The organism is Roseateles hydrophilus (assembly GCF_026712245.1).
GTDB lineage: Bacteria > Pseudomonadota > Gammaproteobacteria > Burkholderiales > Burkholderiaceae_C > Pelomonas > Pelomonas hydrophilus.
This window is the reverse complement of sequence record NZ_JAPPUY010000003.1, coordinates 468768-483212: the sequence shown is the minus strand read 5'-3', so window position 1 is coordinate 483212 and position 14445 is coordinate 468768. Positions and strand designations below refer to the sequence as shown.

Here is a 14445-nt window from a genome sequence, read left to right as displayed (position 1 = left end):
GGGGGGGCGGCGCCCGCCCCGCGGGTCACCAGGTGAAGGTCACGACGCCGCTGGGCGGCAGTTCGTACGCAAAGCGCTGGCCAGCGCCCTGCACGGTGAAGCGCTGCGGCTGGGCGCCGAAGTTGCTGACGATGAGGGCCGTGCTGCCGTCGGGGTTGGTGAAGGCGACATGGTCCAGCGTCGGCGTGCCGCCGGTCGAGTCCACGCGACGCGCGTCGCGGCGCACGAAGCGGCTGGCATGGCCGAAGGCGTAGTACTCGATGTTGCGCGTGACGCTGCCGTCCTTGGGGTCGATGGTGACGACGCCGCGGCAGTCCTTGCAGCCGCCCAGGTGCGGGCCGTGCTTGGGGTCCAGCGCCAGGTTCCACATCAGCACGCCGCGCGCACCGTGGCGGGTGCTGCCGATGATGAGGTGGCGCATCATCCACGGCAGCGTCTCGGCCCATTGCGGCTTCCATTCGCCGCCGGAGCATTCGGTGAACCAGACATCCAGCTCAGGGTAGTGCCGGGACACCTGCGACTGGGCCGACACATCACCCGCGTAACAGTGCCAGGCCACGCCGGACACGTACTTGCGTGCCGTCGCGTCGGACAGCATGGACAGCGGGCTCCAGGGCTCGTCCCAGTTGTGGTCCCACTCCAGGATCTGCGTCTTCAACCCCTTGGCTTCCAGCAGCGGGCCCAGGTGCTTGCCGACGACCTCGGCGCGGGTGCGCGGCGTCATGCGCATGCCGGGGTAGTCGCCGGGCTCGAAATGCGGCTCGTTCTGCAGCGTCAGCGCGAACAGCGGCACGCCCTCGGCCTTCATCGCCTCCACGTAGCGCACCATGTAGCGCGCAAAGGCGCCATAGTGCTCGGGCTTGAGCTGGCCCTGCACCAGGCTGTCGGTGGTCTTCATCCAGCCCGGCGCGCTCCACGGCGAGGCCATGACCTGCAGCTGCGGGTTCAGCGCCAGCGCCTGCTTGACGGCGGGGATGACGTCCTCACGCTCCGGCGCCAGCGAGAAGCTCTTGAGCTCGGGGTCGGTCTGGCCGGGCGGCATGTCGGCCAGGCTGTAGTGGCGGCGCGAGAAGTCGGAGGCACCAACGGTCAGCCGTGTGAGGTCAAAGCCCAGACCCTGGCCTTCGCGGGTGAACAGCTCCTTCATCAGCGCGTCGCGCTGCGCGGGGCTCATGCCGTTGCGGATCAGCCAGGCCGAGGCCTCGGTGATGGACGCGCCGAAGCCGGCCATGCGCTGGTACTGGCGGCGGGGGTCGACGCGGATGACAGGGTCGGCCTTGGCCGGCGCTGCCACCGCGCTGGGCGCCATCAGCTGCTGCTGATCCGCCGTGGTCAGGAAAGCCCGCACAGGTGAGGCGTTAGCCCCGAGGGCGCAGGTGGCCGCAAGGGCCAGCAGGAGTTTCTTCATGGCAGGGTGGGTCAGTTCAGGCGAAGTTCGCTGGCGGCATCGAAGACGCTCAGCAGGGATTCGTCGATGTCGAAGGCCAGCGTCTCGCCAGCGGTGATGCGGCGGCCGTCGTGCACGACGGCCGAGAAGCCCTGCTCGCCCGCCTTCATCCAGACCACCTGGTGGTTGCCCATGGGCTCGACCAGTTCCACGGTGGCGCGCCAGCGGCCGTCGGCCTGCAGGCGCACATGCTCGGGGCGGACGCCCAGCACCAGCTGCTGACCGGCCTTGGCGCGGCCGGCGGCCAGCTGCAGCGACAGCGCGCCGTTCACCGTGACGCCATCGGCCGCGACCGTGACGGGCACGAGGTTGATGGCCGGTGCGCCGAGGAAGCCGGCGACGAAGAGGTTGGCGGGCGTCTCGTAGACCTCGGCGGGCGTGCCGATCTGCTGGATGACGCCGCTCTTCATGACGACGATGCGCGAGGCCAGCGTCATGGCCTCGACCTGGTCGTGCGTCACGTAGATCATGGTGCTGCCCAGGGTCTGGTGCAGCAGCTTGAGTTCGCGGCGCAACTCGGCGCGCAGCTTGGCGTCAAGGTTGGACAGCGGCTCGTCAAACAGGAACACGCCGGCCTCGCGCACCAGCGCACGGCCGATGGCGACGCGCTGGCGCTGGCCACCGGACAGCTGCGCCGGCTTGCGGCCCAGCAGCGGCGTCAGCTGCAGCATCTGCGCCGCCTTGTTGACGCGGCGCTCGATCTCGGCCTTGGGCGTACCGGCAACGCGCAGGCCGAAGCTCATGTTCTTCTCGACGGTCATCGTCGGGTACAGCGCATAGCTCTGGAACACCATGCCGATGCCGCGCTCGCTGGGCTCGGCGTCGGTCATGTCCTGCCCACCGATGTGGATGCTGCCGCCGCTCACGTCGATGAGGCCGGCGATGCTGTGCAGCAGCGTGGACTTGCCGCAGCCCGAGGGGCCCAGCAGCACGAGGAACTCGCCTTCCTGCACCTGCAGGTCCAGGCCCTTGATGACTTCGTTGGCGCCGAACTTGATGCTCAGGCCCTGGATGTTCACACCACTCACTTGACCGCTCCCGCAGCAATGCCACGGACGAACCAGCGGCCAGAAATCAGATAGACCAACAAGGGCACCGCCGACGTGAGGATGGTCGCGGCCATGTTGAGGTTGTAGAGGCGCTCGCCCGTCGTCGTGTTGATGACGTTGTTGAGCTGCACCGTCATCGGCTGGTTCTCGCGGCCGGCGAAGGTCAGGCCCAGGATGTAGTCGTTCCACACGCCGGTGATCTGCATGATGGCCGCGACGATGAGCATGGGCGTGGACATCGGCAGCACCAGCTGGATGAAGATGCGCCAGAAGCCGCCGCCATCCACGCGCGCCGCCTTGAACAGCTCGGCCGGCAGGCCCGCGTAGTAGTTGCGGAACAGCAGCGTCATGATGGGCATGGCGAACACCAGGTGCACGAACACGATGCCGGGCAGGCTGCTGTAGATGCCGATGGCCGCCTCCAGCTTGACGAGCGGGTAGATCATCACCTGGATGGGGATGAAGGCCCCGAGCATCAGGATGCCGAACAGCCACTGGCTGCCCTTGGGCTTCCACCAGGAGAGCGCGTAGCCGTTGATGGCGCCCAGCAGGATGGGCAGCACGACGGACGGCACGGCAATCGTCACGGAGTTCCAGAAGCCGCCGCGCACGCCCTCGCAGCTGACGCCGGTGCAGGCCTCGCTCCACGCGGCGCGCCAGGCATCGAAGGTGATGCTGGACGGCAGCGCGAAGATCTGGCCGAGGCGGATCTCTTCCATCGTCTTGAACGAGGTCGTGAGCATCACGTACAGCGGCAGCAGGAAGAAGGCCGCGGCGAACAGCAGGAAGGCATAGACGCCGACCCGCGCCCACAGGGCGGTCGATTTGCGCTTGCTCATCAGTGGCCTCCCTGCGCTTGCTTGCGGCTGCGGGCATAGGCCAGCGGCGCGACGAGAGCCAGCACAGTGATCAGCAGCATCACCGCGCCCGCCGAGGCCAGCGCCAGGTTGGCGCGGCCGAACAGGTGGTCCATGATGAACTTGGCGGGCACGTCGCTCGCGGTGCCGGGGCCGCCCTGGGTCATGGCGACGACGGTGTCGAACACCTTGACGACACCGGTGGCCAGCAGCGTGAAGACGGTCGCCAGCGTCGGGCCCATCATGGGCAGCACGACGGAGAGATACACGCGCCAGGTGGGGATGCCGTCCAGCCGCGCGGCCTTCCAGATCTCCTCGTCGATGCCGCGCAAGCCGGCCAGCATCAGCGCCATCACGAGGCCCGCGCCCTGCCAGGTGCCGGCGATGACGACCGTGTAGATCACCATGTCCTGGTCGACGATCCAGTCGAACGTGAAGTTCGTCCAGCCCATCTGCTGCACCGCGTTCTGCAGGCCGCTGTCGGGGTTGAGCACCCACTGCCAGACCAGGCCGGTCGCGACGAAGGACATCGCGTACGGGTACAGGAAGGCGGTGCGCAGCACGCCCTCACCGCGCACCTTCTGGTCGATGAACACCGCCAGCAGGAAGCCCAGCACCATGGCCGCCAGGATGTAGAGCACGCCGTAGACGGCGAGGTTGTGGATGGCGAGCTGCCAGCGCTCGTTGTCCAGCAGGCGCTCGAACTGCTGCAGGCCGACGAAGTCGTCCTTGGGGAAGGTGCGCGAGCTGGACATGGACGTGCGCAGCGTCCACAGCACGGTGCCGACATAGCCGACGAGAACGATGGCGGCCAGAGGGAGCAAGGCCCCCCACGCTGACCATCGGTTGAAGAACTTGGATTTCATGAACACCTGACTTGCTAGGCTGCGGCGAAGCCGCGCCGCTCCTCCAGCGACTGCCACGGACCGGCTTGGCCGGGCCGTCGGCAGTGCCCCCTCGAGGGGGCGCGCGAAGCGCGTAGGGGGTGGGCTACTTCAACGCAGAGACGATGTCCTTCTGGACCTTCTCGACGGGGATGTTGCGGTTCCAGTAGCTGGTCAGCACGTCCTGCAGGGCGCCGTTCTGGTCGGGCGTGATGTAGATCTCGCCGTTGGCCAGGTGGCGCGACTTGTCCTTCATCGCCGCCACGCCCATCTGGCCGCACACGTCCATCTTGCTGACGTCCACGTCGGTGCGGATGGGGATGGAGCCCTTCTTGATGCTGAAGGCCACCTGCGTGGCCGGCTGCGTGATGACGCTGGCCAGCAGCTGCTGGGCCTTGATCTGGTCAGGCTTGTTCGTCTTCGGGAACACCATCACGTCGCCCTGGATGATGTAGGGCGCATTGGCGCCGAAGCCGGGCGTGCAGCCGTAGTCCTTGCCGGCCTCTTGCTTGGCCTGGGCGAACTCACCCTTGGCCCAGTCACCCATGATCTGCACGCCGGCGCGGCCGTTGATCAGCATGGCGGTGGCATCGTTCCAGTTGCGGCCCGGCGAGCCCTTGTCGGTGTAGCTCTGCAGACGCTTGAACGCCAGCAGCACCTTCTTGAAGGCCTCGCCCTGGATGACCTTGGGGTCGCGGTCCTTGAAGACCTTCAGGTACAGCTCGCGGCCGCCGTAATGGGCCAACACGGCGGTGAAGACGATGCCGTCCTGCCAGGGCTGGCCGCCATGCGCCAGCGGCACCAGGCCGGCAGCCTTGAGCTTGTCCAGCGCGGCGAAGAGCTCGTCGAAGGTCTTGGGCTCTTCCGCGATGCCGGCCTTCTTGAAGGCAGCCTTGGAGAACCAGAACCAGCTCATGTTGTGGATGTTGACCGGCGCCGCGTAGTAGTGGCCGTTGACGCGGATGGCGCTCAGCACGGCCTCGGGCAGGAACTTGTCCCAGCCGTCGCGCTTGGCGACGTCGTCGACGTTGTTCAGGTAGCCCTGCTCGACGATGTCGCGGAACTGCTGCGTGGTGTTGAACTGCGCGGCGGTCGGCGGGTTGCCACCGGCGATGCGGTTGATGGCCACCGAGCGGGCCTGCTCGCCCAAGGCGACGGCGGTGTCCACCCACAGGCCGCCCTGGGCCTTGTAGGCCTCGGCCAGCGTCTTGGCGGCGGCGGACTCGCCACCGGACGTCCACCAGTGGATGACTTCGGCTTTCAGCGGCGCCTGGGCGGCGGCCGGCAGGGCGGCCACGGCGAGGGCCGCGGCGAGCAGGGCGAGGCGGGGATAGCTCATCTTGTCTCCGGATTCTTGTGGGCAGCGAGGGCCGCAGTGTCCCCCGCGGCGGCAAAACCGAACTGCGGGATGACCCTGTAATATTTCATTTAGAAACCGCCCGTTCCCGCGAATGAGCGGGCCGACGTGCGTTAATTATTCGTTCAGGAACTGGCCATACCAGAGGCCGGAGTCCTTCAGGATGCGGCGCTGGGTGGGGTAGTCCACATAGGCCAGGCCGAAGCGGCGCAGGTAGCCCTCGGCCCACTCGAAGTTGTCAAGCAGGCTCCAGGCGAAGTAGCCCTTCACCGGCACGCCGGCATCCACGGCAGCCTTGAGCGCGGCCAGGTGGCGCTGCAGGTAGGACAGGCGCTCCTTGTCATGCACGCGGCCCTCGGGCGTCAGCACGTCCTCGAAGGTGGAGCCGTTCTCGGTCAACTGGATGACGGTGGGGTTGTAGTCGCGCTGCACCCGGGCCAGCAGGTCGACCAGGCCTTGCGGCGACACCTCCCAGCCGAAGCCGCTGCGCTCCACGCCCTGCTTCTCGACAAGGCTGGCGCGCATCGGGCCGCCCGTCTTCGGATCGGGATCGTGCTTCACCATCTCGGGGAAGTAGTAGTTCACGCCGAGGAAGTCGGTGGGCGTGGCGATGGCCTCCAGGTCACCGGGCAGCACGGTCGGGGCGGCATCGCCGGCGAGGGCCAGCGTGTCTGCCGGGTAGCCGCGGCCGAACAGCGGGTCCAGGAACCACCGGTTGCGCAGGCCGTCATGACGCTGCAGCGCGGCGGCGTCCTCGGGGCTGTCGCTGGCCGCGGTGATGGGGTGCAGGCTCAGCGTGATGCCGATGTCCGCACCGGGCACGTTCTTGCGGATGACCGGGATGGCCAGGCCATGCGACAGCAGGATGTGGTGGCTGGCTTGCAGTGCATCGGCAAAGCTCGTGCCGCCGGGCGCGTGCACGTTCTCCCAGTAGCTCATCATGCTGGAGCACCACGGCTCGTTGTGCGTGATCCAGTGCTTGACGCGATCACCGAGGCGCCGGGTGACGATGTCGGTGTACTCGACGAAGGCCGCAACGGTCTCACGGGACAGCCAGCCGCCCTGGTCCTGCAGTGCCTGCGGCAAGTCCCAGTGGTAGAGCGTGCACCAGGGGTCCAGGCCGCGCTCGAGCATGGCGTCCACCAGCCGGTCGTAGAAGGCCAGGCCGGCCTCGTTCACGGCACCGCGCCCAAGATGCCCGTTCGGCAGGATGCGCGGCCAGGCGATGGAGAAGCGGTAAGCGTTGACGCCCATGGCCTTGGCCATATCCAGGTCCTGCGGGTACAGGTGGTAGTGGTCGCAGGCCACCAGGCCGTTGCCGCCGTCGCGGATGCGGCCGGGCTGCTTGCAAAAGCGGTCCCAGATCGATTCACCCTTGCCGTCGGCATCGCCGGCGCCTTCGATCTGGAACGAGGAAGTGGATACGCCCCAACGGAAGTCGGCGGGGAAGTCTTGGCGGGTCGGGGCGTTTTGGAAGCTCATGCGCAATTGGAGCGCCGGCACGACGGCCGGCGCAATTTTCAAAATGGGGTCGGAGTCAGAATTTGTACGTGCCGCCCAGCAGCAGCTGGCGCCCGTACGAGGTGTAGCGCTCGGGCAGCGTCGCATTCGGGTCGGCGGCACCAGACGACACCCCCACCCGGGTACGGTAGGGGCGATCGCGCAGGTTGTTGACCTGCAGCGTCAGCGACAGCCCCTTGAAGCTGCCAGTCTCGAAGGCATAGCCCAGCTGCGCGTCGAGGATGGTTTCGCCCGAGATCATGCTGGGCACGTTCTCGCCGAAGGTGCCGCGCACCGTGGTCACGAAGGGCGAACGGTGGCGGCTGCCCAGGCGGGCCGAGAGGCCGTCACGCTCGTAGTACAGCGTGAAGTTGGTCGCCACGCCCGACAGGCCATCCAGCGGCTTGTTGGGGTTGTTCTCCTCGTGCATGGAGCTGCGCGTGTTGGAGTAGCTGACGCTCACGCCGATGCCGTCCAGCGCCGGGGTCAGCAGGCCGCCGTCCAGCGAGGCGCTGATTTCCGTGCCGGCAATCATGCCGCCCTGGCCATTGGCGGGCCGGTTCAGCGTGCCGATGTTGCGGGTCGGCGTGTTGGGCGTGGGGTTGGGGAAGCCGGTGAAATCGAAGTCCTTGCCCTGGCCGTAGACCGAGCTCTTGACGTTCTTGTGGAAGGCTGCCGCCGCGACATAGCTGCGCTTGCTGAAGTAGTGCTCGACGGACAGGTCCACCGCATCCGCGCGCCAGGGCTCCAGCGCCGGGTTGCCGGCGTTGCCGGACCACAGGTAGGGCGCCGTGCCGCTGAGGCTGTAGGACATGCCGGCGCGCATGTCTTCCATGTTGGGACGTGCCAGCACCTTGGCCAGGCCGAAGCGCAGGATGGTCTTCTCGGTCAGGTCGGCCGACAGGTTGAAGCTGGGCAGCACATCGGTGTAGCTGGCGCTGCCGCTGATGGGGTCGCCCTTCTTGGTGACCGAGTTCCACAGCTGACCGTCACTGGACTGCTGCGCGTGCACGACGCGCAGGCCCAGCGTGCCACGCAGCGGCAGGCCCCACTCGACATCGAAGCCCAGCTTGGCGTGCGCCGCCGTGACCTTCTCCTGCACGGCCCAGATGCGGCCGGGCGCCTGGTCTTCCGACGCGGGCACGGCGTCGTACAGGCCCAGCGCGGCGGGCAGGTCGAAATTGACCATGCGGATCTTGCTGCCGGCAAAGCTCAGGTCGGTGGGCGCACGCAGCAGGTTGGCCGGCACCAGCACCGGCGCACGGTTGTTCTTGAGGTTGTAGTAGACCTCGGTGCGGTTCATGCGCTTCTCGCGCTCGGAGTAGTCCAGGCCCACGTCCAGGCTGTTGAACACGCCCTCGAAGCTGCGGCCGGCGGTCAGGCGCAGGGCCTTGAGCTCGTCGCGCACCTTGGGGAACTGGCTGCGGCCGTCGCGCCCCCAATTCGGCGGGTCGGTCAGGTAGACCTTGCTGCCGTCGCCGTAGTCAAAGCTCGGCTGGAAGGTCGACAGGCCGTCGCCGGTCGCGATGTTGACCTGGCCCAGGCTGACGCGCGAGGTCGCACCCGCGGCCAGCTCGGCGTTCTGCTCGTCACGCTTGGCCTTGGACCAGCTCAGGTCGGCCACCAGCTTCCAGTCGGCCAGCTTCAGCTCGTTGTTCCAGCCGAGGGCGCGCACGTCGTCCTGGCGCTGGTTGAAGGTGGTCAGCGCCACCGGGTTGACGTTGTTCACCGTGCCGCTGGTGACCAGCTTGTCGCCGTTGACCACCGTGGTCTGCGCATTGGCCCAGCTGGCGCCGGACCACACGGACATGTCCGACATCACCGTGCGGCGGGCCTCGGTCTGGTCGAACTTGGAGTAGTAGGCGTCCAGCGTGCTGTGGAAGCCGTTGCCGGGCTTGTACTCCAGCACCGCCATCAGGCCGTCGCGCTTCTGGCGCGACGACGCCGCGCCCAGCTCGAAGCCCTGCAGCGCGACGGAATCCGTCGGCGTGCCCGGCAGCGGCGAGCCCCACACGCTGGTGTTGGCCCACCACCAGCTCTTGTAGTGCTGCTCCTGGTTGGGAGAATCCAGGTGCGCGAAGCCCACGGCCGCGCCCCAGGTGCGGTCGGCCGACTGCGTCACGTATGAGGCCGACAGGCGATTGCCGTTGCCCGAGATCTCGGGGTTCAGCGAGCCGTTGGAGTTGCGCTCCAGACGGGCGCCGACGACGGCCTGCGTCTTGCCGAAGTCCAGCGGCCGCAGCGTCTTCATGTTGATGGTGCCCGACAGGCCCTGCGCGGACAGGCTGGCGTCCGGCGTCTTGTAGACCGTGGCGGCATTGATCAGCTCGCTGGGGAACTGGTCGTACTCCACCGAGCGGTTGTCGCCCGTGGACACGATCTCGCGGCCGTTCAGCAGCGTCACGCCATAGCGCGGCGCCATGCCGCGGATGCTGATGACCGACGAGCGGCCGGCCACGCGCTGGGCGGTCAGGCCCGGCAGGCGCGAGATCGCGTCGGCAATGGACACGTCGGGCAGCTTGCCAATGTCCTCGGCCGAGATGGCCTCGACGATGGCGTCGGCATTGCGCTTGGTGCTGATCGAGGATTCCAGGCTGGCGCGGAAGCCTGTCACCGTGACGGTCTCGAGCTTCTGCTCGGCGGCCGGCGCGGCCTGGGCGGCGGCCAGCAGGGGCGCGCACAGCAGCGCGGCGGCAGCGATGGGGGTGAGGCGCAGGCCTCGTGCGGGCAACTGCGGCAGAACGCGCGAGGCGGCGCGCGGCACGGAGCGGGTCATGGTTGTCTCCTGGGGTCTGGTTCGTCTTGTTCGCTGGTCCGAAACCTGATCCACTGCGAAATGTGGAACCGGTTCCAAACGCGGCGCAAATCTAAATGCCCGATCGAGCCGCTGTCAACCGCAACGCCCCGGGGGTTGACGTTTTTTTGCTTCAACCACTACCGTCCGCCACCCCAATGAACAACTGAACATGAGACAAAACCCCTTGATGCTGGCCGCTGCGCTGCTGCTGTGCGCGCAGGCCGCAAACGCCAATGGAACCGATGCCATTCTGCAGCCCTGGCCGGTGCGCCAGCCGCAGCGCGACGCCGCGCTGGAGGCCCGCGTGGAGGCGGCGCTCAAGACGCTGTCGCTGCGGCAGAAAGTCGGCCAGATCACGCAGCCCGAGATCCGCGCCATCACGCCTGACGAGGTGCGCGAGTACGCCATCGGCACCATCCTCAACGGCGGCGGCGGCTGGCCGGGGCAGGACCGCGCCGCCACGCCGGCGCAGTGGCGTGCGCTGTCCGACCAGTTCCAGGCCGCCGCGCTGCAGGCCACGCCGGGCATCCCGCTGATCTGGGGCACTGACGCCGTCCACGGCCACAACAACCTGCGCGGCGCCACGCTGTTCCCGCACAACATCGCACTGGGCGCCACGCGCAACGCCGACCTGGTGCGCGACATCGGCCGCGCCACGGCTCGCGCCGTGCGCGCCACCGGCCTGCACTGGGCCTTCGCGCCGACGCTGGCCGTCGTGCAGGACGTGCGCTGGGGCCGCACCTACGAGAGCTACGGCGCCGACCCGGCGCTCGTGAAGCGACTGGGCCAGGCCGCTGTCGAAGGCCTGCAGGACGGGTTGAAGGATGGCCGCGGCGTGCTGGCCACGGCCAAGCACTACATCGCTGATGGCGGCACGCGCCGCGGCATCGACCAGGGCCTGGCGCAGACCTCGCCGGCCGACCTCGCCCACGTGCACGGCGCCGGCTACCTCGGCGCGCTGGATGCCGGCGTGCTGACCGTGATGGCCTCGTTCAACAGCTGGACCGACAGCGCCAGCTTCACGCCGCACGGCAAGATGCACGGCAACAAGACGCTGATGACTGATCTGCTGAAGGAGCGCCTCGCGTTCGACGGCCTCATCGTCAGCGACTGGGACGGCGTCGGCCAGGTGAGCGGCTGCAAGGACGAGGACTGCCCCCAGGCCATCAACGCCGGCATCGACGTCGTCATGGTGCCCTTCAAGTGGAAGGCCTTCTTCCACAACACCGTGCGCGCCGTGGAGCAGGGGCGCATCCCGATGGCGCGGCTGGACGATGCGGTGCGACGCATCCTGCGCGTGAAGTTCAGCATGTCGGTGCCGACCGCCGTGCCGGCCACCGTGGAGGCCCTGCAGGCACCGGCACTGGCGCGCCGCGCGGTGCGCGAGTCGCTGGTGCTGCTCAAGCACCGGCCCGGCCTGCTGCCGCTGAAGGGCACGGCCCGCGTGCTGGTCGTCGGCGCGGCGGCCGACAGCCTGCCCCACCAGGCGGGCGGCTGGAGCATCACCTGGCAGGGCCGCGACACCACCAATGCCGACTTTCCCCACGCCACCTCGCTGCTGGCCGCGCTGCGCCAGCGCCTCGGTGCGACCAACGTCGTCTTCGATGCCGACGGCCGCACGCACGACCCCAAGCAGTTCGACGCCGTCGTCGCCGTGCTGGCCGAGACGCCCTACGCCGAGGGCGAGGGCGATGTGCGCATCACCGAGAACCTTCGCCACAGCCGCCGTCATCCGCAGGACGCCGCGGTACTGCAGCGCGTGGCCGGCCGCGGCGCGCCGGTCATCACGCTGCTGTACTCGGGCCGGCCGCTGTACGTGAACGATCTGGCCAACAAGAGCGACGCCTTCATCGCGGCCTGGCAGCCGGGCAGCGAGGGCGCAGGCCTGACGGACGTGCTCATCGCCCCAGCCGACGGCAGGCCCTGGCCCGGCTTCACGGGCCGGCTGTCCTTCCCCTGGCCCGCCGGCCCCTGCCAGTTCAGCAGCCACGAGGCCAGGCCCTGGTGGCAGGTGGGCGGCGGCCTGAGCGGCAAGGAGACCCAGGCCAGCGCGCGACCACTGCCCGAGCCGGCCGACCCGCAGCCCATCTGCCCCCTGTGATTCAATCCCTGCTCCAAAGAGCAGAGGGCGAATGGCAACGATCAAGGATGTAGCGCGGCTGGCCGGCGTGGGCGTGGGCACCGCGTCACGCGTCATCAGCGGAAACGGTTCCGTCGCGCCGGCCACGGCCGAGCGTGTGCGCAAGGTCATCGCGCAGCTGAAGTTCCGCCCGTCGCAGACGGCGCGCTCGCTGGGCGCCGGCACGTCCAAGCTGATCGGCGTCTACATCCCCTTCCTGCGCGGCACCTACTACACGCCCATCCTGCGCGTCATCGACACGGTGCTGCGCGGCCAGGGCCTACACATGGTGGTGGCCTTCGGCGACGGCTTGCTGGACGAGCGCGTCGAGACCAACGAGGGCATGCGCTTCCTGCTGGACCGCGACTGCGACGGCCTCATCGTGCTGTCCAACGCCATCCAGGACGAGGACATCAAGGCGCTGGGCAGCGCGCAGCGCCAGGTCGTCGTGCTGAACCGCAACTTCGACCGCATCAAGGAGCAGTGCTTCATGGCCGACCACGTGCAGGGCGGCGTGCAGGCCGCCCGCGCGCTGCTGCAGCACAAGCACAAGGACATCGCGGTCGTCTCCGGCCCCACCACGTCGCCAGACAACGTGGCCCGCCTGGCCGGCTTCATGGGCGAGCTGGCCGCGCGCGGGCTGGACATGGGCAAGGTGCTGACCGTGCCCGGCGACTTCTCCAACCAGGCCGGCTGGGATGCCGCCGGCACGCTGCTGGCGAACAAGAAGCTGCCCACCGCGGTGTTCTGCGCCAACGACGAGATGGCCATCGGCATGCTGGCGCACTTCCAGGAGCGCGGTGTGTCGGTGCCGCACGAGGTGTCGGTGCTGGGCTATGACGACTCGCCCAGCGCCGAGTTCGCCGCGCCGCGCCTGACGTCCGTGCACGTGCCCAGCCGCGAGGTCACGCTGGCCGGCCTGAACTGGCTGCTCAACCGCTGCTACGACCTCACCCTGCCGGTCTCGCGGGAGTTCGAGATCACCGTCACCTGGCGCGCGTCAGTCGCTGCGCCCCGCCCGGCCACGCGCCGCTGAACGCGGGCGCGCCTGGTCGGCCCGCGCTTTCCGCCGCATCGAAGCAGAGGCCACAATCCGGGTCGAACTTTCTGCCCCGATCCCCTCATGTCCCAGCGCGTCCTGACCGGCATCACCACCACCGGCACCCTGCATCTCGGCAACTACGTCGGCGCCATCCGCCCCGCGGTGCTGGCCAGCCAAGCGCCCGGCGTGGAGAGCTTCTTCTTCATGGCCGACTTCCACGCGCTGATCAAGTGCGACGAGCCGGACCGCATCGCCCGCTCCAGCCGCTCCATCGCCGCCACCTGGGTGGCCGCCGGGCTGGACACCAACCGCGTGACGCTCTACCGCCAGAGCGACATCCCCGAGATCCCCGAGCTGACCTGGCTGCTGACCTGCGTCACCGCCAAGGGCCAGATGAACCGCGCCCATGCCTACAAGGCCGCCGTGGACGCCGCGGTGGCGGCCGGCGAGGACGCGGACGCCAACGTCACCATGGGCCTGTTCAGCTACCCCGTGCTGATGGCGGCCGACATCCTGATGTTCAACGCGCACAAGGTGCCCGTGGGCAAAGACCAGGTGCAGCACATCGAGATGGCCCGCGACGTGGCCCAGCGCTTCAACCACCTGTTCGGCCGCGGCCAGGCGCTGTTCACGCTGCCCGAAGCCGTCACCGACGCCGAGATGGAGCTGCTGCCCGGCCTGGACGGCCGCAAGATGAGCAAGAGCTATGACAACGTCATCCCGCTCTTCGAAGGCGGCGCCAAGGCGCTGCAGGACGCCGTGGCCCGCATCGTCACCGACAGCAAGCTGCCCGGCGAGCCCAAGGAGCCCGAGGGCCAGACGCTGGTGGCGCTTTACGACGCGTTCGCGAGCATCGATGAGCGCGCCGCCTTCCGCGCTGCGCTGCGCGCCGGCCTGGGCTGGGGCGAGGCCAAGCAGCAGCTGGTGGCGCTGATCGAGTCGCAGATCGGCCCCATGCGCGCCCGCTACGAGGCGCTGATGGCCAACCCGGCCGAGCTGGAAGCCATCCTGCAGGCCGGCGCCGCCAAGGCCCGCGCCATCGCCGTGCCCTTCCTGAAAACGCTGCGCGAGGCCGTCGGCCTGCGCCCCTACACGCAGACCGCCACCACGGCCGTCGCCAAGACCGAGAAGGTCGCGCTGCCGGTGTTCAAGCAGTACCGCGAGGCCGACGGCAAGTTCTACTTCAAGCTGCTGTCGGCCGACGGTGCGCTGCTGCTGCAGAGCCAGGCCTTCGAGCAGGGCCGCGAGGCCGGCCAGTGGGTGGCGCGGCTGAAGCAGGGCGGCGCCGCCGCGCTGACCGCCGACGCCCCGGTGCAGCGCGAGGCCGCCGAGGCCGACATCGCCGCCGCGCTGGCCGCGTTCCAGGCCGACGCGGCCTGATCCGGGCGACCGG

Annotated in this window: 10 protein-coding genes; 3 read left to right on the top strand and 7 right to left on the bottom strand. The window is 68.8% G+C overall.

Annotation, left to right across the window (positions count from 1 at the left end; all coding sequences use genetic code 11):
• Nucleotides 1-25 precede the first annotated feature (25 nt).
• From NYO99_RS13785 to NYO99_RS13755, 7 genes are all read right to left on the bottom strand, one after another.
• Nucleotides 26-1408: a glycoside hydrolase family 30 protein gene (locus tag NYO99_RS13785; RefSeq protein ID WP_268167794.1), complete on the bottom strand. Its 1383-nt coding sequence runs from the start codon at nt 1406-1408 to the stop codon at nt 26-28.
• Nucleotides 1409-1419: 11 nt separating this feature from the next.
• Nucleotides 1420-2475 carry an ABC transporter ATP-binding protein gene (locus NYO99_RS13780; protein ID WP_268167793.1) on the bottom strand — a complete coding sequence of 352 codons (1056 nt, stop codon included), beginning with the start codon at nt 2473-2475 and terminating at the stop codon, nt 1420-1422.
• Nucleotides 2472-3335 (bottom strand): carbohydrate ABC transporter permease, encoded by an 864-nt coding sequence (locus tag NYO99_RS13775; RefSeq protein ID WP_268167792.1) that lies wholly within the window; start codon nt 3333-3335, stop codon nt 2472-2474. Before NYO99_RS13775 ends, NYO99_RS13780 begins: the two co-directional genes overlap by 4 nt.
• On the bottom strand, nt 3335-4219 hold the full coding sequence (locus NYO99_RS13770; RefSeq protein WP_268167791.1) for a carbohydrate ABC transporter permease: 885 nt from the start codon (nt 4217-4219) through the stop codon (nt 3335-3337). Before NYO99_RS13770 ends, NYO99_RS13775 begins: the two co-directional genes overlap by 1 nt.
• A gap of 124 nt (nt 4220-4343) precedes the next feature.
• On the bottom strand, nt 4344-5576 hold the full coding sequence (locus tag NYO99_RS13765; protein WP_268167790.1) for an ABC transporter substrate-binding protein: 1233 nt from the start codon (nt 5574-5576) through the stop codon (nt 4344-4346).
• Nucleotides 5577-5711: 135 nt separating this feature from the next.
• Nucleotides 5712-7076 (bottom strand): GH1 family beta-glucosidase, encoded by a 1365-nt coding sequence (locus NYO99_RS13760; protein WP_268167789.1) that lies wholly within the window; start codon nt 7074-7076, stop codon nt 5712-5714.
• A 55-nt stretch (nt 7077-7131) separates the two neighbouring features.
• Nucleotides 7132-9870 (bottom strand): TonB-dependent receptor, encoded by a 2739-nt coding sequence (locus NYO99_RS13755; RefSeq protein ID WP_268167788.1) that lies wholly within the window; start codon nt 9868-9870, stop codon nt 7132-7134.
• Between the two features lie 190 nt (nt 9871-10060).
• Between NYO99_RS13755 and NYO99_RS13750 the strand changes: the two genes are divergently transcribed.
• The 3 genes from NYO99_RS13750 to NYO99_RS13740 all read left to right on the top strand — a co-directional run bounded on the left by NYO99_RS13750 (nt 10061) and on the right by NYO99_RS13740 (nt 14432).
• Entirely contained in the window at nt 10061-11992 is a 1932-nt protein-coding gene (locus tag NYO99_RS13750; protein WP_268167787.1) for a glycoside hydrolase family 3 protein, read from the top strand.
• 31 nt (nt 11993-12023) lie between these two features.
• Entirely contained in the window at nt 12024-13046 is a 1023-nt protein-coding gene (locus NYO99_RS13745) for a LacI family DNA-binding transcriptional regulator (RefSeq protein ID WP_268167786.1), read from the top strand.
• 87 nt (nt 13047-13133) lie between these two features.
• Nucleotides 13134-14432 carry a tryptophan--tRNA ligase gene (locus tag NYO99_RS13740; RefSeq protein WP_268167785.1) on the top strand — a complete coding sequence of 433 codons (1299 nt, stop codon included), beginning with the start codon at nt 13134-13136 and terminating at the stop codon, nt 14430-14432.
• The last annotated feature ends 13 nt before the right edge of the window (nt 14433-14445 follow it).